At 41.1% G+C, this 23152-nt stretch carries 20 protein-coding genes; 5 read left to right on the forward strand and 15 right to left on the reverse strand.

What is annotated here, in order from left to right:
• Nucleotides 1-367: 367 nt before the first annotated feature.
• A complete protein-coding gene (locus E5Y90_RS13480; RefSeq protein WP_174660460.1) occupies nt 368-1426 on the reverse strand; it encodes a helix-turn-helix transcriptional regulator in 1059 nt (352 codons plus the stop codon).
• Between the two features lie 114 nt (nt 1427-1540).
• Here E5Y90_RS13480 and E5Y90_RS13485 point away from each other — a divergent pair, with 114 nt between their 5' ends.
• The 5 genes from E5Y90_RS13485 to E5Y90_RS13505 all read left to right on the forward strand — a co-directional run bounded on the left by E5Y90_RS13485 (nt 1541) and on the right by E5Y90_RS13505 (nt 6948).
• The gene (locus E5Y90_RS13485; protein ID WP_174660461.1) at nt 1541-2344 is read left to right on the forward strand and encodes an SDR family NAD(P)-dependent oxidoreductase; all 804 of its coding nucleotides are present in this window, start codon (nt 1541-1543) and stop codon (nt 2342-2344) included.
• Nucleotides 2341-3087 (forward strand): acetoacetate decarboxylase family protein, encoded by a 747-nt coding sequence (locus E5Y90_RS13490; protein ID WP_174660462.1) that lies wholly within the window; start codon nt 2341-2343, stop codon nt 3085-3087. The genes E5Y90_RS13485 and E5Y90_RS13490 overlap by 4 nt, the downstream gene beginning before the upstream one ends.
• Before the next feature lie 28 nt (nt 3088-3115).
• Nucleotides 3116-4354: an NADH:flavin oxidoreductase/NADH oxidase family protein gene (locus tag E5Y90_RS13495; protein ID WP_174660463.1), complete on the forward strand. Its 1239-nt coding sequence runs from the start codon at nt 3116-3118 to the stop codon at nt 4352-4354.
• A 15-nt stretch (nt 4355-4369) separates the two neighbouring features.
• Nucleotides 4370-5233, forward strand: coding sequence for a metal-dependent hydrolase (locus E5Y90_RS13500; protein WP_151206916.1), 864 nt, complete (start codon nt 4370-4372; stop codon nt 5231-5233).
• A gap of 344 nt (nt 5234-5577) precedes the next feature.
• On the forward strand, nt 5578-6948 hold the full coding sequence (locus E5Y90_RS13505; protein WP_174660464.1) for a phosphomannomutase CpsG: 1371 nt from the start codon (nt 5578-5580) through the stop codon (nt 6946-6948).
• Between the two features lie 46 nt (nt 6949-6994).
• On the opposite strand, the gene galE is transcribed toward E5Y90_RS13505, so the two are convergent.
• The 14 genes from galE to E5Y90_RS13575 all read right to left on the reverse strand — a co-directional run bounded on the left by galE (nt 6995) and on the right by E5Y90_RS13575 (nt 23138).
• Nucleotides 6995-8011, reverse strand: coding sequence for a UDP-glucose 4-epimerase GalE (gene galE, locus E5Y90_RS13510; protein WP_174660465.1), 1017 nt, complete (start codon nt 8009-8011; stop codon nt 6995-6997).
• Nucleotides 8004-9668 (reverse strand): glucose-6-phosphate isomerase, encoded by a 1665-nt coding sequence (pgi, locus tag E5Y90_RS13515; RefSeq protein ID WP_174660466.1) that lies wholly within the window; start codon nt 9666-9668, stop codon nt 8004-8006. The genes galE and pgi overlap by 8 nt, the downstream gene beginning before the upstream one ends.
• Entirely contained in the window at nt 9668-10921 is a 1254-nt protein-coding gene (locus E5Y90_RS13520; protein ID WP_174660467.1) for a nucleotide sugar dehydrogenase, read from the reverse strand. Before E5Y90_RS13520 ends, pgi begins: the two co-directional genes overlap by 1 nt.
• Before the next feature lie 12 nt (nt 10922-10933).
• A complete protein-coding gene (gene galU, locus E5Y90_RS13525) occupies nt 10934-11809 on the reverse strand; it encodes a UTP--glucose-1-phosphate uridylyltransferase GalU (RefSeq protein ID WP_174660468.1) in 876 nt (291 codons plus the stop codon).
• A 24-nt stretch (nt 11810-11833) separates the two neighbouring features.
• A complete protein-coding gene (locus E5Y90_RS13530) occupies nt 11834-13708 on the reverse strand; it encodes a polysaccharide biosynthesis protein (protein WP_174660469.1) in 1875 nt (624 codons plus the stop codon).
• A 128-nt stretch (nt 13709-13836) separates the two neighbouring features.
• The gene (locus E5Y90_RS13535) at nt 13837-15006 is read right to left on the reverse strand and encodes a DegT/DnrJ/EryC1/StrS family aminotransferase (RefSeq protein ID WP_174660470.1); all 1170 of its coding nucleotides are present in this window, start codon (nt 15004-15006) and stop codon (nt 13837-13839) included.
• Nucleotides 15007-15037: 31 nt separating this feature from the next.
• A complete protein-coding gene (locus E5Y90_RS13540) occupies nt 15038-15694 on the reverse strand; it encodes an acetyltransferase (RefSeq protein WP_174660471.1) in 657 nt (218 codons plus the stop codon).
• The gene (locus tag E5Y90_RS13545) at nt 15687-16298 is read right to left on the reverse strand and encodes a sugar transferase (RefSeq protein ID WP_174660472.1); all 612 of its coding nucleotides are present in this window, start codon (nt 16296-16298) and stop codon (nt 15687-15689) included. Before E5Y90_RS13545 ends, E5Y90_RS13540 begins: the two co-directional genes overlap by 8 nt.
• Entirely contained in the window at nt 16299-17444 is a 1146-nt protein-coding gene (locus E5Y90_RS13550; protein ID WP_174660473.1) for a glycosyltransferase family 4 protein, read from the reverse strand.
• The gene (locus E5Y90_RS13555) at nt 17441-18625 is read right to left on the reverse strand and encodes a glycosyltransferase family 4 protein (RefSeq protein ID WP_174660474.1); all 1185 of its coding nucleotides are present in this window, start codon (nt 18623-18625) and stop codon (nt 17441-17443) included. Before E5Y90_RS13555 ends, E5Y90_RS13550 begins: the two co-directional genes overlap by 4 nt.
• 7 nt (nt 18626-18632) lie before the next feature.
• Nucleotides 18633-19811, reverse strand: a complete 1179-nt coding sequence (locus E5Y90_RS13560; RefSeq protein ID WP_174660475.1) for a hypothetical protein — start codon at nt 19809-19811, stop codon at nt 18633-18635.
• A 1-nt stretch (nt 19812) separates the two neighbouring features.
• A complete protein-coding gene (locus E5Y90_RS13565; protein WP_174660476.1) occupies nt 19813-20892 on the reverse strand; it encodes a glycosyltransferase in 1080 nt (359 codons plus the stop codon).
• Nucleotides 20885-22108, reverse strand: coding sequence for an oligosaccharide flippase family protein (locus E5Y90_RS13570; RefSeq protein ID WP_174660477.1), 1224 nt, complete (start codon nt 22106-22108; stop codon nt 20885-20887). The genes E5Y90_RS13565 and E5Y90_RS13570 overlap by 8 nt, the downstream gene beginning before the upstream one ends.
• Nucleotides 22109-22112: 4 nt before the next feature.
• Nucleotides 22113-23138: an NAD-dependent epimerase/dehydratase family protein gene (locus E5Y90_RS13575; protein WP_174660478.1), complete on the reverse strand. Its 1026-nt coding sequence runs from the start codon at nt 23136-23138 to the stop codon at nt 22113-22115.
• Nucleotides 23139-23152: the final 14 nt, after the last annotated feature.

Here is a 23152-nt window from a genome sequence, read left to right on the forward strand (position 1 = left end):
TTCACTTGTTTTAATAAAGTTTTAAATTAGATTGCTGTGAACCTAGCGCTATTCGCTGTGCGCTTAGGAGGCTGTCAAAACTTTCGATCCTACTTAGGCCCATGATCATACTGCTGAAGTATGCAACAGCGCGTGATCAAGACATCGCTGAGTCAATTGGAATCCCTCACCCTAGATTTGAGAAACACGATCAAATCATAACCAGCGACTTTTTAGTAGATACACATAATTCAACAACACCTAAACTTACAGTCCAAGGCACATATTCAAATACTCTCAATGCCCTACGTGCAATAGAAAAGATAGAATGAAGCACTGTCTGATTAAATGGCTCGGCTCGCTTTTGCCTAGCTTTCAAATGTACTAGTCATATAGATATCAAAGAATGCTTAGTTTCTCTAAACTCCGAAGGTGAAATCCCCATCCATTTTTTAAAAGCACGTGTAAAATTGGTGGGTTGTTCATAACCTAAATATTCGGCAATTTGCTGAATGCTCATATCGCTTTTCGTCAGTAAGTCTTTTGCATCGTGTAATCTAATTTCATCCAAAAGACTGGAATAGGTTGTCCCTACATTGTGTAAGTTTCGTTTAAGTGTACGACTTGAAACCGCCATACTTTCTGCAATTTCCTCTAAACTTGGATAACCTTTTCTTGGCGTTAAAATGAGTTTAGACTTTACTTGTAAAGTTATATCACTGATTTTACTGACGAAATATTGCTGCTCGATTTTACATTGTTGCAATGCTTGCTGATAGGCAATTGGATCGGCCATGTAGATTGGTATATATAACATTTCCGTTTCAAAATGAATCATATTATTCGGCTGATTAAATTGAATAGTGGGGAGCATCTGCCGGTATTTAGCGTGATAGTGGGGTTCAGACCAGTCAAAGTCTATACCTACTTTTGAATAATCCTCATGTGTTAGAAACTTAGCAGCCTGTACAGCCCCGATCATTATGCATTCATAAAAAAAACGTCTTAATATAAAAATTTGCTCCGCCTGACTCGCCATGACAGGATGTAATTCTGTAATTTCTAAAGAAGACTGATTTGGGTTCTCATGAAAAGTAATTTGATAATGTCGCAAACGCATCGTAAAAAACTGTAAAACCAGCTCAATGGCCTGTTTTAAATTCGCACAACTCATCAGGGCAAATCCCATAGGACCATGAGCTGTCAACCGAAGTGCTACCCCATATTCATAACCCAGCCCATCATGATCAGTGAGTTGCAGACTTTCCCAAACCAATCGTGACCATTGTCTCGGGGTAATTCTATCCTGTAGTAAAGCTTGGTGTGGAATTCTACTTTTTCTGAGCAGGTCGGTACTGTCTATCCCTTTTTTCGCCATGATTTCAAGCAAAATAACAGCATAGGAAACTGGAATACTGGCACTATTTAGAAGAAAAGGATCTTTCATCTTTTTGCTTTTAATTTTTTTGTCCCAAATTGATCAGTAGTATGGCTCAAGTCCATCTCACGCTCAAGTTCTGTTCGATGAATACTCTATCTATTATTTTGAAGAGATATTCTTATGGCACTGCCAAAAGTAAATTCAGATTTTAGAGTGGTGATTACCGGTGCTTCATCAGGGATTGGTGAGGAGCTGGCCAAACAATTTGCAAAAATGGGTTATTCATTGCTTCTGGTGGCTCGTCGCGTTGACAAGCTTGAACAACTGGCCCACAGCCTGAAACAAAAACACGCCGTCGAAGTCGATTTATATCCATGTGACCTGGCTGATCGTCAGGCAAGAAGTAAATTGAAGGCGTTTTTAACTACCATTCAGGTTTCAGTTTTATGCAATAACGCAGGCTTTGCGACCTTTGGTGCCTTACAGGAACTCGATCCTGAACGTGAAGCAGAAGAAGTAGAAGTTAATGCCGTCACCGTCCATGATTTAACCATCGCTGTACTCCCCCAAATGATTGCACGTAAATCAGGTGCAATCTTAATTGTAGGATCAACCTCTGGACATCAACCCACACCGACCAACGCAACTTATGCAGCAACCAAAGCCTTTGCAAACTCATTTGCTGAATCATTACATAGTGAACTAAAAGGCACCGGTGTCAGTTGTACTTTACTTGCCCCGGGACCGACCCGTACAGAATTTACCGAAATAGCAGGCATCAGCAAAATTGAGGCGGTCGGTGGTCAACTGGTGTGGGTCAGTGCTGATCGCGTGGCAAAACAGGCCATTGAGGGCATGCGCTGTAATAAACGTATTGTGATTCCGGGCTTACTGGCTCAAGTCCAAACTGTTGGCGGGCGTTATACCCCCCGTGTGATCTTATTGCCGATTCTCAAACACGTTTTTTCGAGATTAAAATCATGAAGCAGTTTATTCAGGATATAAAAACGCCTTTGGCATTGGCCCGTTTAGGCAAGAAAATTTACCACAATGCCCAATATCTGACTGCGGTGGTTGAAGTCGATCCGAAGAAAATAGCGAAATGGTTACCCTCTGGCATGACTTTGGCAAAACCCTATCGTGCCGATCTATTCTGCGCTTATTTTCCTGACAATGTGTATACAGGTGCCTATCACGAGGCCGGTTTATTTGTGCATATCAAGGTCGGTAAAAAATACGGCATTTTCTGTCCGTGGATGATTTTGGACGACGACAGAGCGATGATTATTGGCCGTGAGCTGTTAGGCTATCCGAAAAAAATCGGTGAAATCGACTGGCACAATACGGGTACACATATCGTCACCAAAGCGACACGCCGAGGCTCTACTTTAATTGAAATGAAGGCGGAGTTGGGCGCTGTATTAGCTCATGCCCCGCCCATTTTAGGTTTACCACATCGCAATATTTCAGGCGGTTTAGGCTTAGGCATTCCCAAAGAAATCCGTTTTACTCCCATCGAACATCCTATTGAAGTCCGCCAAGTCAAAATGCAGCTCCAATTCAATGGTAATGAGAATGACCCATTGCATGATATGGGGTTGGGAAATGTGGTTGAGGCACGCTTACACCGGGTGGACTTATCGGGTGGTTTTATTCCACCGATCCAGCTGCCACGCTTAAGAACACCGCTGTTTTTACTACGACAATTTAACCCACGTATTCTTTGAAAAAAACGACTATAAACAGGTGAATTTTATGAATCAGCATGCAAAAGAAAATGTAGAAGTTAATGTTCTGGCCCAACCGTTAAAACTGGCATGTGGGATCAGCATTCCAAACCGTATTGCAAAAGCAGGCATGAGTGAGCAATTGGCTGATCGTTTTGGGGTACCGACTACCGATTTACAGCAACTCTATGCAGTATGGGCAAGAGGCGGTACAGGTCTGTTGGTCACCGGCAATGTCATGATTGACCATCGAGGTCTGGTTGAGCCACGTAATGTCATTCTTGAAAATGATCACCACTTACAGTCGTATCGTTTATGGGTAAAAGCGGTACATGCCAATGGTGGCAAAATCATTATGCAGATTAACCATCCCGGGCGTGTTGCGGTGTTACCTTTGCTGAAACGTCCTGTTGCACCATCAGCTGTAGGTTTAGACCTGCCTGCAATGAATATTATCCGTATTCCAAAAGCCATGAGCGAAGCTGAAATTTTGGAACAGATTCAACGCTTTGCTAAAACTGCAAAATTGGCAATACAAGCAGGCTTTGACGGTGTGCAAGTCCATGCAGCGCATGGTTATCTGATTTCGCAATTTTTATCCCCCTTGGCAAATAAACGGACCGATCAATGGGGCGGCACTGCTGAAAATCGTCGTCGTATCCTGATTGAAACTGTACGAGCCGTTCGTAAGGAAATTGGCGCTGACAGGATTTTAAGCGTCAAACTGAATTCCGCAGATTTTCAAAAAGGTGGATTAAGCCAACAGGAATCTTTAGAAATTTCGTTAGCTCTGGAAGCAGAAGGCATTGATCTTCTCGAAATTTCAGGCGGGAATTATGAATCACCGGCACAATTGGGTTATGCAGCGGACCGTCAGGCACAAAAAGATGCTTATTTTGTTGATTATGCAAAAGCGTTGAGGCAGCAAAGTCAGCTTGCCTTGATGCTTACGGGTGGAATCCGTCAAAACAGTACCATGCAGCAGCTGATTGCCGAAAATATCGTTGATTTGATCGGTATGGCACGCCCTTTTGCAATGCAACCGGATTTGGCAAAACAGGTGTTGGCAGGTAAATCGGTACAAGCTCAAACCAGTGTACCCTCCATTGGTTATAAACCTGTCGATGCTTATTTACAGCTGGCTTGGCATGCGATGCAATTTAAGCGGATCAGCCAGGGTTTAAACCCCAAAGGCAGTAAGGGTTTGATTCCAACATTCCTACGCTTTGGTCCTCAAATGGGACTGAATATCCTTACACAAAAATAATAAAAGGACTTCACCATGAAAAGTCTGATTAGCGAAACGCATAGCATTACCCCCAGACGTCCAGCTTTTGATTTTTCCAAAAGCTCTTTACACTGGATCAAGGATGACCCGATTGCATCCAATATATTGAATGTGATTCATCCCATCACACCTGCACCTGAGCGTTGGTTCTGTCAGACTTTTCGTGAGGCTTTGCCTTATATTCAAGATGAAAAACTCAAACAAGCAGCCATTGCCTTTATCAAACAAGAAGCCAGCCATAGCTACGGTCATACCTTGGTCAATCGCCAGTTGCACATCGTTGAACAGCATTTACAGGATTATCTGAAACTGCTCGACTGGATTTTTGATGACATGATCGGTTCTAATCCCTTGGGGATCAAACTTAAAAATGAAAAATTAAAAAAACACTGGTTAAAAACCCGTTTAGGGATGGTTGCAGCCGCTGAACATATAACGGGTGTGTTGGGTCACTGGGTATTAAATGCGGAAACCCTTGAAAAATCTGCGATAGAAATTGAACTGTTTAGGTTATTACAGTGGCATGGTGCAGAGGAAGTCGAACACCGCGAAGTTGCTGATGCCATGTTTAGATCTATGAGCAATAGCATTACATTGCGAACAGCTTCAGCCGTTTTTATATTTCCACTTTTTTCGATACTCGCCATCCTGGGTATTTATCAAATTATGGAGAAAGATACTGAATTTCCTCAACCATTTAAAATCCGCGATTATTTACGGGCTGCACGTCAAGACCGTGTACCGAAAGCCCAGATGTTATTGAAAGCAGGTATGCGCTATTTTAATCCCAAGCACTCCCCCTTGAACGAAGGGAATACACAGCAGGCTTTGAACTTTTTGAAAAAAATGGGAAGCTAGTCAGCCAGTGAGAGCCTTAAGAAGGCTCTTTTTCTTAAGGTTTATACGGATCAACTCAAGCTATTGTATGACTTGGATGAGTATTGATTCGGTGATCAATCAAGGCAATATCACTTCTTATTCTTTAAAATTAGCTCAGCATGGTGAACTTCCAGAAAAAATAGAGATAGAATGAACGCTCTTCGAAGAATTTAACTATTGATTTCTTGTCTGAGTATGAAACTTTATTTTTTCTTCTCTTATTATGGAACTATAAATATCAATGCGACCAAGATGGCCCAGTATGAAAATTTATTATTCTCGTACAAGAAACTGGCCTTTTTCTTTCCATGGAGAATATAGAAATGACTAAACTGACCTGTTTCAAAGCCTATGATATTCGCGGTAAATTAGGGACTGAACTGAATACCGAAATCGCCTATAAAATCGGCCGTGCCTATGGACAGATTTATCAACCTGAGACAGTGGTGGTAGGTTGCGATATCCGCTTAAGCAGCGAAGACTTAAAACAGGCGACCATCCGTGGCTTAAATGATGCAGGGGTCAATGTGCTGGATCTGGGGATGACCGGCACGGAAGAAGTCTACTTTGGCGCGTTCCATCTGGATGTACAGGGTGGGATTGAAATTACCGCCAGTCATAATCCGATGGACTATAACGGCATGAAACTGGTGCGTGAAAATGCTCGTCCAATCAGTGCAGATACCGGCCTAAAAGACATTCAAGCGCTGGCCGAGAGCAACCAGTTTATTGAAACTGCGACCAAGGGCACGGTTCAGACATACAATATTCTGCCTGAATTTATCGATCACCTGATGACTTATATTGATCCGGCCAGTCTCCGTCCGATGAAGCTGGTGGTCAATGCCGGCAATGGGGCTGCAGGCCATGTGATTGATGCCCTTGAAATCAAGTTTAAAGCGCTCAATATTCCTGTTGAATTTATCAAGATCCATCATGAAGCTGATGGCAACTTTCCCAATGGTATTCCTAATCCAATTCTGGTGGAAAATCGTGCCAGTACCCGTGATGCAGTCATAGCCCATGCGGCAGATATGGGAATTGCCTGGGATGGAGATTTTGACCGTTGCTTCCTCTTTGATGAAAAAGGCCAGTTTATTGAAGGCTATTATATTGTCGGTTTACTGGCACAGGCCTTTTTGCTCAAACAGGCGGGTGAAAAAATTGTGCATGACCCCCGTCTGGTCTGGAATACCTTTGATGTGGTCGACCAGTATCAAGGGACTGCAATCCAGTCTAAATCAGGCCATGCTTTTATTAAGGATGTGATGCGCGAATACAATGCAGTCTATGGCGGTGAGATGAGTGCCCATCACTATTTCCGTGATTTTGCCTACTGTGATAGTGGCATGATTCCCTGGTTGCTCGCCATCAGTGTTGTCTCGGAAACCGGAAAATCTCTCTCTTCCTTGGTGGAAGAGATGATTGCCAAATTCCCGTGTAGCGGAGAAATCAACTTTAAAGTCGAAGATACTCAGGCCACGATCCAAAAAATCTTTGAACATTATGCTGAGCAAAAACCTGAAATTGATCAAACCGACGGAGTCAGCCTAAATTTTGGTACCTGGCGTTTTAATGTCCGGGCATCCAATACTGAACCTTTATTGCGTTTAAATATTGAAAGTCGCCGTGATCAACAGCCACGCCCGATGCAAAGTTATATTGATGAACTGACCCAGCTGATTCAGGGTTAAAAAAATGGGAGCTTTATAGCTCCCATTTTTTATTCCAGCCAAGCTTTTACCGGTAGCCTTCTGGATTCTGCTTTTGCCAGTTCCAGCTATCTGCGAGCATATCTTGTAAAGATAATTCAGCCTTCCATCCCAGCTCTTGATAAGCGCGCTGGCTATCAGCATAGAAACTTGCCAAATCACCCATACGTCGTGGTGCAAACTCAAATGGAACTTGAACCTGGTTCACTGCTTCAAAAGTGTTTTTGATTGCCAATACTGAAATAGGCTGACCCGTACCAATATTCCAGGCACGGCAGCCTTGATGTTCCAAACGGTTCTGGATGGCCAGTACATGGGCTTTGGCCAAATCCACCACATGAATAAAATCACGTTCACAGGTTCCATCAGGGGTAGGATAATCTTGACCAAAAATAGCCAGTTTGTCCCGACGACCCACCGCCACCTGCGTCACATACGGCATCAGATTATTGGGGATTCCTTGAGGATCTTCACCGATCTTCCCGCTTTTATGGGCACCCACCGGGTTAAAATAACGCAGCAAGGCAATCGACCAACGCGTATCTGCAATTGCAGCTTTCTCTAGCATCTGCTCAACTACGAGCTTGGTATAGCCATAATTATTATTCGGCATACCTATTGGCATCTCCTCCTGATAAGGAGAAGGGTTATGCTCTCCGTAGACGGTGGCTGATGAACTAAACACCAGCTTAAATACACCGGCGCGCTGCATGGCCTGCACCAGGCTGATGGATCCGGCAATATTGTTATCGAAATAGGCCAGTGGAATTTGCTGGCTCTCGCCTACCGCCTTTAAACCGGCAAAATGAATTACAGCATCCACGGGATTGTCCTGAAACAGCCGATCGAGTAGCTGGCTGTCTCGAATATCGCCTTCAACAAATGTCAGATTTTTGTGCGTCAACTGCTGGACACGTCTTAAAGATTCAGCAGAACTATTGGATAAATTATCCAGCACAATCACTTCATGACCGGCAGTCAATAACTCTACGCAGGTATGTGAGCCGATATAACCCGCCCCACCCGTCACTAAAATATTAGCCATGCTGCTTTCCTAATAAAATCTGAATTAAACCTTGAGTCGAACCATCCAGACCCTTCAAATCCGTCTGCTCCCCATTCAGGATCGGCAGGAGCTGATTGGCAATCTCCTTGCCTTTTTCGACGCCCCACTGGTCAAATGGATTAATATTCCAGAGCACCGACTGCACAAAGACTTTATGTTCGTACAAGGCAATCAGCATCCCCAGACTATAAGGATTAAGTTCCTGTAATAAAAGCGTGCTGCTAGGCTGGTTGCCTTCATACTGCTTGTAGCTTGGCAGGTTTTGCAGCTCGGTCTGATCCAGAGCATCATTGCCAAATGCCAATAAGCGCGACTGGGCCAGACAGTTAGACAGCGCCAGATGATGCTGTTCAATTAAAGACTCTGCATTATCTGCATAAGTAAACTGCTGGCTGTTATAACGCTGAATGGGTGCAATAAAGTCACAGCTGACCGCTTGGGTTCCCTGATGCAATAACTGATAGAATGCGTGCTGGGCATTCGGTCCGACTTCGCCCCAAATAATCGGGCAGGTATCCAGTTGCACCTTGTCGCCGTTGCGTTGAATCGATTTCCCATTCGATTCCATTTCCAGCTGCTGTAAATAAGAGGCAAAATATTTTAAGCGTCCGTCATAAGGCAGAATCGCATGGGTCTGAATATTCAGAAAATTGGTATTCCAGGCCCCCAATAGTCCCATCAGCACCGGAATATTCTGTTCCAGGGGCTGATACTGAAAATGCTGGTCCACTGCATAAGCACCGGCAAGCAGCTGTTTAAAACCCTCGACCCCAATGCTTAAAGCAATAGGCAAACCGATACAGGACCAGAGAGAATAACGGCCACCGACCCAATCCCATAACAGTAGCTGGTTCTCTGCTGCAATCCCCCATGCGGTCATTTTTTCAGGCTTGGTGGATACCCCGATAAAATGATGCTTTAAAATATAAGGATGCTGTCCCAACGCCTTTTCCAGCCATAAACGCACCGTCTGGGCATTAGATAAGGTATCAATCGTTCCAAAAGACTTGGAAGAAATAATAAACAGGGTGGTTTCTGGACGCAGCTGATGCAGCAGATCTGATAACTGACTGCCATCCATGGTCGAAACGAAATGTACATTTAGCGGCCGGGCAGACGGATATTTAAAGTCGGACAGGGCATGCGTCACCATCAATGGTCCCAGGTCTGATCCACCGACGCCAATATTCACCACATCCTGAATGACTTCACCCGTGGCACCACGGCGCTGTCCTGCATGAATCTGCTCGACCAGCATATACATGCGGTCCAGTTGTTCATGCACTTCTGCGGCCTGCTCGGCATGTCGCGAATCGTTTTTGGGCAGGCGTAAAGCCCAATGCATGGCAGCACGCTGTTCAGTATAATTGATGCTCTGGGTTGAAAATAAGTCTCCAATCCAGGAGCGCAGATGGTTGGCTTCTGCCCATTGAATCAGGTGCTGCATTACCTGCTGATTGATCCGGTGTTTACTATAGTCAAAAATGACCTGTTCAAACTGCAGGGAATATTGCTTAAAGCGTGTCGGGTCCGCTTCAAACAGCTGTCTTAAATGTAGCGATTCAATTTCATTTTTAACCGCATAGAGTTTTTTATACAGATCTTCAGTTTGAGGATTTTTCAGCTGATCTAACATTAGCGTCCCACCCCGATATAGTTAAAACCACGTGCCTTGCTATAAGCAGGGTCATAGAGATTACGTCCATCCAGAATCAGGGGATGTTGCATCAGTTTACTTAAGTGCAGATAGTCCGGACTGCTGTATTGTTTCCAGGCAGTCAGCAAACACAGGGCATGTGCCCCTTCAGCGGCCTGATATTGATCCTCACATAAAATCAGGTCATCTCGTGTGCCATATCGAGACTGGATATTGGCCAGGGCTTGAGGGTCATGCAGTTGCACCGTCACCCCCTGTGCCCATAAGGCTTCCAGCATGGCATGCACCGGAGACTGCTGGATACTCGGGGTATTTTCCTTAAAGGCAGCCCCCCAGATCGCAATCACTTTGCCTTGTAAATCTCCCCGGAAATAATTCCACAGCTTGCGAAATAAAAATTCCTTCTGCTGCTCATTAATTTCCCAGACCTGCCCCAGCAACTGGCTCTTCACTCCCGAGTCTGCTACAGCATGGGTGAGCGTGCGGATATCATGAGAAAAGTTTTCACCGCCAAAGCCCACGCCCGGGAACAGGTAGGCAGCCCCAATCCGGCTATCTGCGGTCATGCCCTGACGGACCTGCTCAATATCAATGCCGAGTTTTTCGGCAACCCGGGCCAGATCATTCATATAACTGATGCGGGTCGCCAGCATGCCGGAAATACTGAGCTTGGTAAATTCTGCATCGAGAATCGGCATAAACAGGTATTGCTGGGCACGCGGAAATAGAGGTCTGAGCAGTTCTTTAATTTTGAGCTGCACTTCTTGACGGTCACAGCCTACAATCAGTTGGCTGGCCTGTACAAAACTCTGTACAGCATTACCTTCCTGAATAATATCAGGCAGATAAACCCAATCATCATTGGGAAGAGAGTGCTGAAAGCGCTGTGTGCCTTGTAAGCCCAAGGTAGATGCATTAATCATCAGTTTCGGATGTGCAAAGCAGGCATGGCTTAAGGTATCGACCACCTGGAGGGCCAGTGTTTCTTCAGTTGGATTAAAACTCAGAAAAAACACATCCTGATTAAAATCCAGATGCTGAAAGTCACAATAATTTAAAAACCGGGATTGCTCCTGCTTTTGGAGCAGAAAATTTAAGGACTCATCCTGAAAATTCGGCGGCGGTTCATCGGTTGTAAAGCTATTACACCACACCACCTGATGACCGCATTCAGACAAAAGAGCAGCAAATACCCCTGAAAACAGCGTTCTTCCTAATATTGCGACCTTCATAATTTTCCTTTGTTATTGTGCAAGTTCCTGAATCAGTGCCTTAAACTCAGCTCCAAGTTGAGGATGATCAATCCCATAGTGTAAAACCGCCTTGAGATAACCCAGCTTGCTGCCGCAGTCAAAAGTCTGGCCTTGCATACGATAAGCTTCAACCGGATCGGTTTGCTGTAACAGGGCAATCGCATCGGTCAGCTGGATTTCATTGCCTGCACCTTTGGGAGTTTGCTCCAGCAGCTGCATGATTTTTGCCGGCAGAATATAACGGCCAACCACTGACAGATTAGAAGGAGCCATTCCGATGGCCGGTTTTTCTACAATCCCCTGCATCACGATGCTTTCGCCTTCTGCTGGCGAATGCGCGACATCCACAATGCCGTACTGGTCGACCAGATGCTCAGGCACAGCCTCGACCATAATCTGGGCAGCCTGTGACTGCTCATAATGCTGGATCATACGGGACAGGTCATTTTGTTGCTGCTGATCTTTGACCAGTACATCAGGCAGCAATACCGCAAAATCATCCTCGCCAATCACGGCTTTGGCACACAGGACCGCATGGCCCAGACCTAAGGGCTGCGGCTGACGTACACTCATCACACTCACGCCCGCCGGCAAAATTTCAGTAATTTCCTTCAGCAAATCGGTTTTCTGTTTTTGCGCCAGGGTGGTTTCGAGTTCAAAATTACGGTCAAAATAATTTTCAATCGATGCTTTGGAACTGTGCGTGACTAAAATAATCTGTTCAATCCCGGCAGCAATTGCTTCTTTCACCACATATTCAATTGCAGGACGGTCAACCACCGTGACCATTTCTTTTGGAATCGATTTACTGGCCGGTAAAAAACGGGTACCCAAACCTGCAACAGGTAAAATCGCCTTCTTAATCATATGGAATAACCTGACCTCAATATTTTAATTCACTTTCACTTCTTTACCACGTTGATAACCATCAACATAGTGCTCCAGCTGGCTTAATGCCCAATCAATATCCGATTGCACGGCAGTTAACGCATTAAAACGCTCAAAAACCTGCAACAATTCATCCAGAGGATACATTTTTTCATAAGAACGTAAAATCCGGCTGTGTTGTGTCACTTCGGTATTATCAGCATCAATGAGTAATTCTTCGTAAAGTTTTTCGCCAGGACGTAAACCCGAGTACTGGATTTCAATATCGCCCGCCTGACTGCCAGCTTCTCGCACTTTCAGGCCACTGAGGGCAATCATCTGACGGGCCAGATCCTGAATCCGTACCGGCTCACCCATATCCAGCAGGAAGACATCTCCGCCCTGCCCCAGCGCACCGGCCTGAATCACCAGTTGAGAGGCTTCGGGAATGGTCATAAAGAAACGGGTGACATCGGGGTGAGTGACCGTAATCGGGCCACCTTTGGAAATCTGCTGTTTAAATAATGGCACCACTGAGCCCGAAGACCCCAGCACATTACCAAAACGGACAATACTGATCTGGGTCTGGTCCTGTGCTTCCGCCATGGCCTGACAATATAGCTCGGCCATCCGCTTGGTCGCCCCCATCACGTTGGTCGGACGTACGGCCTTATCGGTTGAAATTAACACAAAGGTTTCAACGCCTTTCTTCACCGCAGCATTCACACTAAAGGCAGTTCCAACGGCGTTATTTTTTAAGCCTGCCAGCGGATTACACTCAACCAGTGGCACATGTTTATAGGCAGCAGCATGATAAACCGTTTGTACCTGATACTGCTCGATGACGCGTTCCAGTTTGGCTTCTTCTAAAACTGAACCCAAAATTGGAATAATTTCACAGCTGGCGGTGAGGCGTAACTCTTTTTCAATACTATAGAGGGCGAATTCAGTCAGTTCGTAAATCACAATTTTAGCAGGCTGATTTTTGATAATCTGGCGGCAGAGTTCTGAACCGATCGATCCGCCAGCACCAGTGACCATCACGACTTTATGCTTAATATTTTTTTCCAGTAACTCGGCCACAGGAGGTACCGGATCACGGCCTAACAAATCAATAATATCGATTTCCTGAATATCAGAAACGCGAATTTCACCATTGACCAGCTTGGTTAGCCCGGGAATTTCTGTAATTTTTAAATGGGCCGGTTCTAGAAACTTGATAATTTCACTTTTACGGCTACGCCCAACCGAAGGCAGGGCAACCAGAATTTCATCAATCCCCAGTTTAGCCAGACATTTGAGCGCAACCTGGGGCGTATAGACGGGTATTCCGCCAATATTCTGCCCACTTAAAGAAAGATTATCATCTATAAAAAATACCGGTAAATGCTCATCGGAACGGTACAAGGTGGCTGCCACTTGCTGCCCGGCATCCCCTGCGCCATAAATCGCAATTCGTTTTTTGGGTATACCGGACTGTAAATAGGAGCGCACAATCAGGCGAATTACCCCACGACTCAACCAGACCCAGGCAAACATCATAAAGCCAAACATCAGGGGGATGGATGTTGGAATAAAAGCATGGGTGCTATAAGCCAGTAAATACAAGCCTGTTACGGTCAGAATGGTCGCCAGCCCGAGTTTAACAATAAAAAATTCATTAAACGTACGAACAATAAACTGGTAGCTTCCGCTCACCAAGAGGGCCACGACAGCAATTGCACTTACCCAAAGCGCACCAAAAGGAATATTGGGAACCACTTCTGCGCCCAGATCGAACTGGCGAATGGCATAACATAGCCAGATCAGCACAGGGAAAATACAAAAATCAAGTGCTACCAAGAAGATCTTTTTGGCAGTACGAGGAGATTCGACTAAAGGTAGGATGATTGATTTCACGTGAGATGTCTTCTCAAATTTATTTATAAGTTTTAAGCAACTCTTAGCTAAAAAGCAGGCTAAAAGCTAAACAAATATATAAAATGCACTGTTGATTGCACATTTTATATATTTAAGCTGTTAAAAAGTTATATACGACTAATCACCTGACGAATGCTGTACTCAGATGCCTGAATATTATTTTCTGTTAAGGTCGGATGAACTAAAAACATTAAGCTGGTTTCACCCAGTTGTTGGGCATTCTTGAGACGCTCTTGAGGACGCCATGCGGTGCCATCAAATGCACGCTCCAAATACACTTCTGAGCAAGACCCACTAAAACATGGTACATCTAGAGCATTAATTTCTGCCATAATCCGGTCACGTGACCAGTCTGCGGGTAAAGCCTCTGTATGGACTTGCACATAGCATTTATACCAAGCATGCGTATAGTCAGCATCCGGTGTATGTACTGTAAAATAAGGGCTATCTTCAAAACAAGCCAAGATTCTTTTAGCATTTTCAGTACGTTTGCGCGTCCATTCCGGCATCTTTTTCAACTGGATACGACCGATTACCGCCTGCATTTCCATCATGCGCCAGTTGGTACCAAAGGAATCATGCAGCCAGCGGAAACCCGGCGGATGTTGTTTATTATAAATACTGTCAAAGTTCTTGCCATGGTCTTTATAGGACCACATTTTTTTCCACAGCTCTTCATCATTGGTGGTGACCATACCGCCTTCACCCCCTGTGGTCATGATCTTGTCCTGACAGAAAGACCAGGCACCGATATGTCCGATTGAACCGGCAGATTTGCCTTTATATTTCGCGCCGTGCGCCTGTGCACAGTCTTCAATCACATACAGGCCTCTATCGGCAGCCAGTTGCATGATCGGGTCCATGTCACACATCCATCCGGCCAGATGGACACAAATGATAGCCTTGGTATTCGGCGTAATGACTGCTTCAATGGTACGGCGCGAGATATTCTGTGAATCCAGTTCAACATCTGCAAAAATTGGATTTGCTCCCGCGGTCACAATAGAACTGGCTGAAGCCAGAAAGGTACGTGAGGTGACAATGACATCATCCCCTGCCCCGATACCCAGTGCTTTTAAAGCCACATCGAGCGCCACGGTTCCATTGGCCAATGCCACTGCATACCGGGTGTCTGCAAACCGGGCAAATTCTTTTTCAAACTCACGGCATTCCTGTCCGGTCCAGTAGTTGACTTTATTCGACAATAAAACTTGAGAAACTGCATCCGCTTCTTCCTGAGTAAAACTTGGCCATGGTTCAAATACAGTATTTAACATGATGTGTCCTGAATTTTTAAAATTGAAAAGCTTATTTTTTCTCTAGAATTCGTGCCGGATTACCGATCACCGTGACGCCCGGTGGTACGCTTTTGGTGACTACTGCGCCCATACCGACTACGGCACCCTTGCCAATCACCAAAGGTTTGTCAGGTGTACCCTGTTTGATCACGACACCTGTACCAATATAGGCATGGTCCTCGATATGGATATTGCCATTGCATTTCACCCCGGGAGCAAAGGTGACATAATCACCAATGATACAGTCATGCTCTACATAACTATATAAATTAGCATGAAAACATTTGCCAATCTTGATATTAGAGGTGAGGGTTACAAATGGGCTTAGGGCAGCACCTGGGGCAATCTCTATGTCATCCATACGCACGACATTATCTGCCTGAACCGTCCATAGCTCAATTGCATCTTGTTCAAGTTGTATCGCAATTTTTTCACGGATCTGACTATTGGCAATCGCAATGAGAACTGACTTTCTATCCGCCTTTAGATTTTTAAATGCTGCATAATTTAATGCTGTATGACCGTTAATCGCTATTTCTTCAATCAAACTGTCATCAATAAAATAGATTTCGGCATTTATATTCTGACGCTGTAATTGTTGGCGGGCCACAGGCATCAAGCTTCGGCCACAACCGGAAGCACCATAGACGGCATAGATTTCAGTCATGGTTCTTGTCCGTTTTTGTACCAGTAAATTTGCTCATGGTCGCTTCACCCTCGGCACTGATATCATCTTTTGCTAAAACTTTATGTACCGTTTTAAACATGATTTTAAAGTCGAGCCAAATCGACTGATTTTCGACATACCAGGTATCAAGTTTAAATTTTTCTTCCCAGCCAATCGCATTGCGGCCATTGACCTGCGCGTGACCGGTCATGCCCGGTCTTACATCATGGCGTTTGGCCTGTTCAGGGCTGTAAAGCGGCAGATATTCCATCAGTAATGGGCGTGGGCCGACAATACTCATATCGCCTTTAATCACGTTCCACAGTTCTGGCATTTCATCCAGACTGGTAGAACGCAACATTTGACCAAATGGGGTTAAGCGTTCACTGTCGGGCAATGGATTACCCTGCTCGTCCACAGCATCTTTCATGGTTCGGAATTTGATCATCTCAAAGGGCTTGCCATGTAAGCCGGGACGCACCTGGCGAAATAATACTGGCGAACCAAGATTCTTTTTCACTTTATAAGCTACAAAGGCATAAAGTGGTGAAAGCAGGATTAGGGCAATGGAGGCGATGATAATATCGAGAAGGCGTTTTAGCATTTAGATCAAACCCATTTCTTGCATCATATGTGCGTTTACCTGATGTACATCGTATTTATGAAGTGCGATTTCTCGGGAGCGACTTCCCATTTTAGCGATAAGCTCTGGCTGAAGAGTCAGTTTTTCCATTGCTTTTACTAGACTTTCCACGGATTTTACTTCAACCAGAAAGCCGTTATCGCCATCGGTAACAGTTTCACGACAACCTGGTGCATCCGTGGTTATAATTGCCCGGCCCATTGCCATGGCCTCTAAAACGGTACGGGGTGTGCCCTCTCGATACGACGGTAAGACATACACCGAGCTTTCTGCAATTGCAGGGCGAACATCGGATAGTTTCCCCCAGTAGTTTAATGTGTTACTGGCCAGCCAGTGATCCAATTCTTGCTGACTAATGGCCGAAGGATTTTCATCAATCCAGCCCACCAGATTAAATTCCACATGCGGATATTTATATTTGATAATTTTTGCTGCTTCGGCATATTCACGGACACCTTTATCTCCCAGTAAACGTGCAATCAGCAAGAAGGATATTTTAATTTTTTGATCAGCAGTTAGAGGCAAAGGCAATACATTGAAGTCGGCAACATTAACCCCAGAACCGTTCACTACCACTGTAGGCGTTTGAACGGTTAAAAGCTTTAAGTCCTGAAAAAGTTTTAAGTCATCCGGATTTTGGAAAAATGCCTTATGACTGCGCGACAATGCCTGTTGATATAAACCATGAACCAGTTTCTGGAAAATACTACGCTTAGTCTGAGTTTCTACATTTTGAAATGCATAGCCTAAACCTGTAACTAAGGCATACCGATTCGGTACTTTTGCGAGCCACGCGGCGAGTGTTCCATAGATCACTGGCTTGATCGTATAAGATAGAACATAATCAGGTTTGATTTTTTTTATGAGCGTATACATGCTTCCTAAGGTTTTTAAGTCTGCTACCGGATTAGTGCCTGTGCGTTGCATGGAAACTTCATGTATGCAATAACCTAAACCTAGTAGCTTTTCATGCTCGGCAGCAAATGAATCCAAATCAGGTGCAATAATATGGATTTTATAGCCTTGCTGGTGGATCGCTTCGAGCAACTTTCCACGAAAGTTTAAGACTGATGGAAGAAAACTGGAGATTATTAAGAATTTTTTCATTTAAAATCCTTCTCTACAATAGTTTTAGCTTGACTCCAGAACTTCATTCTGCGTTCTCTTAAGATTTGAGAGTCGTACTCTTTCGCCTTTTCATAATTTGCTTTACCTTGCTCATAACGCAATTGCTGTGAATGAATTAACATTTTAATTTTTTCAGCTAATTCTAGTGAGTTATTTGAAGGTACAAGAAACTCATCTGGTAATAATTCAGGAATGCCTCCAACCTTAGTTGCGACCGCAGGCAGACCTACACTCATAGCCTCAATTAAAGCGCGCGGTAGACCCTCAGTGCGACTAGGTTGAATATATAAATCCAAATCTTTTAACCATTTTAGAACAGCTTCTCCACCTGCAAGAGATCCATCAAAATAAATTTGACCAGCTATTTTAAGTTCCTTTGCCATTTCTAAGTAGTAATCTTTAAGTTTTCCTGACCCCAATATATGGAGTTGAACTATACAATCTTTTTGTTTAAGTAAATGTATTGCTTTTAATGCAGTATCTATCCCTTTATACTCATTATTAAAAGACCCAATTAAGCCTACTTTGATATTTTTTTCATTTTTTAAAGTATATTCATCTAAACTTAGGTTTAATGGTTTAATATTAACCTCAACATTAGAAGCATAAGTTTGTAATTTTTTTGTAGGATATCTTTTTTGTAAATCATACTGAGTCACATAAATAACTCCATCTGCTTTTTTTACAAAAAATTTATTGAAAGCTGAGAATATGTAAATGAAATATTTAAATAAAAAACCTACCTTCTTTTTCGAAGTAATGAGAGCTTCTTGAGGATCTCCAACTAGCTCTATAAAATATTTTTTCTGAAAAAATAAATTTAGAATTAAAACAAAAATACCTAAAAAACTAGGTAGTCTTACAATTAAAGTTTGCGATTTATTAAATTGTTCAATGATTATTTTTAAATTGATAAAAAAGAATCGGCCAAACACTGAAGAAAAACCTATACCTTTTACAGGATAAAAATATACATTTGAATTCTGTATCTTATTTAATTTTATACTTTCTGAGTTTTCAGTTTTTCTAGAAATAACATAAATCTTTCTTTCAAAAACATCATAACGTGAAAAAACCGAACTAGTAAATTTGCCTTCAGAATAAAATATACCATCGATATTAATAAACTTATGGTCGTGTACGTATATTATTTCTTTCATTTAAAACTCATTTTGTTTGATATTTTTTAGACATTAAGAAAAAGTAAAATAGCATCCAAAAAATACTTATTGTCCAATTTTTCATTAAAAATGAATCAAATAAAAATGATGGAATTGTACTCAACAAACCACACAACAATACCCATTTGTAGCCTTCAAATTTAAAATATTTAAAAAATGGAGATATTAACAAATATAAAACAATTAAAAGACCTATTGCACCTAATTCAACAAAAGACCAAAGTAAAACAGAATGAGGGTGAAATAATGTTATACCTTCTGAATGAACCAAATATACCCCATATAAATCATTTGGAGAAAAACTAGTTTCATAAATATACCATGGCCAAACAGAACCATAACCTGTCCCAAAAATTATATTAGATGTTTTTGAAAAAAGTATTGCTAAAGATGTTTCTAGATTTGATGTTCTGGCGAAGTCCTCTAAAACAATTCTATCTTTTAAAAAGAAAAGGCTATATGCCACAAATCCTAAAAAACCTAAAAAAACAGTGACAATCATTTTTTTAAATGAAAAATTCCTCATCATTAATAACATTAAAAATAACACCAGACATAATAATGCTGCTTTTGAACCAGTTAATATAATAAGAAAAATATTTATAAAAAGACCAATTCCAGATAAAACTTTAACTCTATTACCATACATTATTTCGGAAACAAAAACTGATATTACTAATAAAATTGATACATGTATAGTAGCTGCATTTCCTAAAGGTCCTTTTAATCTATTATACCCAGAATCTCCAAAAGGGAAATAAATAGCATACAAAAGAAATATAAAAGTCAAAAACCAAGACAAATAATAAAAAAACTTCTCATAATCAGCAATATCACTATAAATATATGCTATCAAAATAATAACAACAGATACTAATAAAGGATATATAACAAATATTATATTATTATAATCATGAAAAAAGATGGTAAAAAATGCATAAAAATAAAGAAGAATAAATAAGAATAAATATTTATTGACTAAAAATATCTTATTAAAGTTAAAAAAAACTATCGAAAATATAAAAAATAAAATTAATGAAAACTCTTTAATATAAACAGGAAATCCAAATAAGATAATTTCAGAATTATATGGATTTAAACCTAAAAAAATAATAAATAGTATAAAAATATAATTTTTTAAGTCATTCTTTTTTATTAAAATCATATTAAAAATCCATACTATAAATTTTATTAAAAAATAAAACATTATCATAAATTGAGAAATCAACTTCAATATTAGGATTTTTTACTTTGCTAATATTTTCAACCCATTCTTCAATAGACAATTTAATATGTATACAGTTCCCACAATTAACTTCCACAGGTACATTTTCTGAAACTATGGATAATAGATTAGCTGCTTGTGCTTCTACAGCAACTAATCCTAGCCCTTCCCATAAAGATGGAAATACAAAAACATCAAATACACTAAGCATAATAACAGGTACATCTTTACGTAAGCCTGTAAATATCACATAAGGTGTCAAGTCCAAATCTTCTACTTTTTTTTCAATTTCAGCTTTTAATGTGCCATCACCCACAAGAACTAAATATGCTTTTTGATTTGTTTTTCGAAGCTCAAAAAACATATCAATTAAAAACCTATGGTTTTTCGGCTCTTCAAACCGTCCAACATGACCTATTACAAAGGCATTGTCAGGTAAGCCAAAATCTTTTCGCATATTAACATTTTTATATTTTGGATCATATTTACTGATATCTATTCCGCAAGGAATGACTACACAGTTTTTCTTAGTCTTCCATTTTATTCCGTATAAGTTTTCTGCTGCCAAGCTGCTGACAGCGATTCTAGTTGTCGCAAACATTGATATTAAAAATTTCATAAATGAAAAATAGCACTTACGGATAAAAGAGTTATTTTTCTCTTTAAGCCTAGTATCACTATGACAATGACTAATTCTATTTTTTATACCGCACAAATAAGCAACTAATAAAACTAAACCACTAAAGGCATGTACATGACTATGTACGATGTCTGGATTTATTTTTTTAAAAGCTCGAAACAAATTTAATGCATATACAAATGGATTGGCAGAATATTGGCAATAATGAATTTGACTGCCTAAACTATAAATTTCATCATCATAAAATGCCTTTTCTTTGTGATGAACAATGAATTCATGATTAATCAACCCTTTATCAGTATTACGCAGCAAAGTCATCAACCATGCCTCTACACCGCCAGCATTCATTGCACCTAAAACATGTACAACTTTCTTAGACATCTTGAGTTAATTCCTGAATTTTTTTATAAGTAATAAATGAGCTGATTAGAAATTGCGAAACTGCAGATAATATTGTGGTATAAACAGCCCCAGTCAATCCATATCCAGGGATCAACAAATAACTATATATAATTGTCAGACATACTAAAATTAAAAAAATAGGCATTTGTATTTTTAACAATTTCAGACTTGTAAGCAAATAGCCATTTACTACTGAAAGGTAGGTAAATATTCCAGCAATCATAATATAGGGCAATAAATAAGCATATGCTAGATAATCATTCCCATATATAATTTTTATAATAAAATTATTTAAGAACAGAGATATAACTAAACCAACCACACCAAGAGATAATGCTATAAAAAATGCATTTTTTATTATTCTCTTTAATTCATCTATTCTTAAATCTCTATAAAATTCTGAAAAATTTGGACTCAAATACTGACACACTGAATTTATCACTATTCCACCTATGACAATGAAATAATACAAAATTGTATAAACGCCTACCAACTCCACATTTGAATAATGCTCCAAAAAATATCTTGGAATATTTGTTTGCAATGACACTAACATTACAGAAATGCCTAATGGTAATCCAATTTGCACAATTTTTTTTAATTTTTTATCAAAAAAATTAATTTCTCTTAAATAGTTTATATTTTGCCTAATATCCAATAAAACTAAGACAAAAAGGTAACCTATAAGTGTCGCTATAAGTGAATAAACTATATTGTGAGTTAAATAGAGAACACAGAAAGAAAGTAGAATTACCAAAACTGACTTAAAGGTTAAGGATCTACTGATAAATTTTGTTTTTTTATTGGCATTATAATAAGCATATATAATATCTGATACAGATTCACTTGCTTTTATCAATACAACAACAAGTACAATACTCAGTGCAAGATTATTTTTCCAATCAATAAAAAATAAACTTACAATTATTGCAAATAATATAGTCAGCAATCTTAATGAAAAATATTCTGAATAGCTAAATTTTCTTTCTAAATTCAAATCTGCAACAACTAAAGGCCGCAATTGCAGATTTGATAACATAAAAATTGGAGCTGTTATTGCTAAAGCATATGAATAGTATCCCAACTGTATAGGATTACTAAAATGAGTAAACATGATTAGCATCAGCCATTGAGAAAAGGCAAATAAAATATTGCCACTCAATAACCATTTTGCTTTATTTAACAAGCTCCACATAATATTAAGTTAAACTTTTAACATACCATGACATAGCAAAATCGATGCCTTCATCAATATGGTAGTTAGCCTTATATCCTAATAATCTTTCAATTTTTCCTACACTTGCTTGTGAATGTCGTACATCCCCTGCACGGAAGTCCCGATATACAGGCTCTTTAGTATAAGTCACACCATTTTCATTTAGCGCAGCTTTAATGGCATTAAACAAATCATTGAGTGTAGTACGATCTCCGACTGCCACATTATAAACCTGATTTTTGGCTTCATCATTTTGCGTAGTGGCTGCCAGAATATTGGCCTGCACTGTATTTTCAATAAAACAGAAATCACGGCTGGTTTCACCATCACCATTAATGAATACATCATCACCAGCAATCATAGCTGCGGTCCATTTTGGAATGACTGCAGCATAAGCACCATTTGGGTCCTGACGCTTGCCGAAGACATTGAAGTAACGCAAACCGATGGTTTTAAAGCCATAGGTTCGGGCAAAGACTTCAGCATACAGCTCATTGACATATTTGGTGACCGCATAAGGCGAAAGTGGCTTGCCGATATTTTCTTCAACTTTAGGCAGTGCCGGATGGTCACCATAAGTTGAACTGCTGGCGGCATAGGTAAAACTTTTGACTTCTGCATCTCGTGCAGCTGTCAGCATATTTAAAAAGCCGGTAATATTGGCTGCATTGGTGGTAATCGGGTCAGCAATTGAACGCGGTACAGAACCTAAAGCGGCTTGGTGCAAGACATAGTCCACACCTGCACATGCTGTCTGGCAGTCTTCAAAATTACGGATATCACCTTCATAAAACTTGAAGTTTGCCCATTGTTCAGGTGTCACCAAGCTCTGCACTTCATCCAGATTATGCTGATGCCCTGTGGCAAAATTGTCCATACCCACTACATTTTGGTTCAACGTTAACAGGGTTTCCAGTAAATTCGAGCCAATAAAGCCTGCCACACCGGTAATTAGCCAGGTTTTTGGTGCTTGTTGTAATTGCTCGCATACAGTTTGATATTGGCTCATGTTTAGGGTCCCTA

The sequence above is a fragment of the Acinetobacter sp. 10FS3-1 genome (assembly GCF_013343215.1).
Taxonomy (GTDB): Bacteria; Pseudomonadota; Gammaproteobacteria; order Pseudomonadales; family Moraxellaceae; genus Acinetobacter; species Acinetobacter lwoffii_C.

What these genes read in the sequence shown, in the direction of transcription:
- E5Y90_RS13480 (WP_174660460.1), bottom strand. Translation starts at nt 1,426, where the DNA reads ATGAAAGATCCTTTTCTTCTAAATAGTGCCAGTATTCCAGTTTCCTAT.
- E5Y90_RS13485 (WP_174660461.1), top strand. Translation starts at nt 1,541, where the DNA reads ATGGCACTGCCAAAAGTAAATTCAGATTTTAGAGTGGTGATTACCGGT.
- E5Y90_RS13490 (WP_174660462.1), top strand. Translation starts at nt 2,341, where the DNA reads ATGAAGCAGTTTATTCAGGATATAAAAACGCCTTTGGCATTGGCCCGT.
- E5Y90_RS13495 (WP_174660463.1), top strand. Translation starts at nt 3,116, where the DNA reads ATGAATCAGCATGCAAAAGAAAATGTAGAAGTTAATGTTCTGGCCCAA.
- E5Y90_RS13500 (WP_151206916.1), top strand. Translation starts at nt 4,370, where the DNA reads ATGAAAAGTCTGATTAGCGAAACGCATAGCATTACCCCCAGACGTCCA.
- E5Y90_RS13505 (WP_174660464.1), top strand. Translation starts at nt 5,578, where the DNA reads ATGACTAAACTGACCTGTTTCAAAGCCTATGATATTCGCGGTAAATTA.
- galE (WP_174660465.1), bottom strand. Translation starts at nt 8,011, where the DNA reads ATGGCTAATATTTTAGTGACGGGTGGGGCGGGTTATATCGGCTCACAT.
- pgi (WP_174660466.1), bottom strand. Translation starts at nt 9,668, where the DNA reads ATGTTAGATCAGCTGAAAAATCCTCAAACTGAAGATCTGTATAAAAAA.
- E5Y90_RS13520 (WP_174660467.1), bottom strand. Translation starts at nt 10,921, where the DNA reads ATGAAGGTCGCAATATTAGGAAGAACGCTGTTTTCAGGGGTATTTGCT.
- galU (WP_174660468.1), bottom strand. Translation starts at nt 11,809, where the DNA reads ATGATTAAGAAGGCGATTTTACCTGTTGCAGGTTTGGGTACCCGTTTT.
- E5Y90_RS13535 (WP_174660470.1), bottom strand. Translation starts at nt 15,006, where the DNA reads ATGTTAAATACTGTATTTGAACCATGGCCAAGTTTTACTCAGGAAGAA.
- E5Y90_RS13540 (WP_174660471.1), bottom strand. Translation starts at nt 15,694, where the DNA reads ATGACTGAAATCTATGCCGTCTATGGTGCTTCCGGTTGTGGCCGAAGC.
- E5Y90_RS13545 (WP_174660472.1), bottom strand. Translation starts at nt 16,298, where the DNA reads ATGCTAAAACGCCTTCTCGATATTATCATCGCCTCCATTGCCCTAATC.
- E5Y90_RS13550 (WP_174660473.1), bottom strand. Translation starts at nt 17,444, where the DNA reads ATGAAAAAATTCTTAATAATCTCCAGTTTTCTTCCATCAGTCTTAAAC.
- E5Y90_RS13555 (WP_174660474.1), bottom strand. Translation starts at nt 18,625, where the DNA reads ATGAAAGAAATAATATACGTACACGACCATAAGTTTATTAATATCGAT.
- E5Y90_RS13560 (WP_174660475.1), bottom strand. Translation starts at nt 19,811, where the DNA reads ATGATTTTAATAAAAAAGAATGACTTAAAAAATTATATTTTTATACTA.
- E5Y90_RS13565 (WP_174660476.1), bottom strand. Translation starts at nt 20,892, where the DNA reads ATGTCTAAGAAAGTTGTACATGTTTTAGGTGCAATGAATGCTGGCGGT.
- E5Y90_RS13570 (WP_174660477.1), bottom strand. Translation starts at nt 22,108, where the DNA reads ATGTGGAGCTTGTTAAATAAAGCAAAATGGTTATTGAGTGGCAATATT.
- E5Y90_RS13575 (WP_174660478.1), bottom strand. Translation starts at nt 23,138, where the DNA reads ATGAGCCAATATCAAACTGTATGCGAGCAATTACAACAAGCACCAAAA.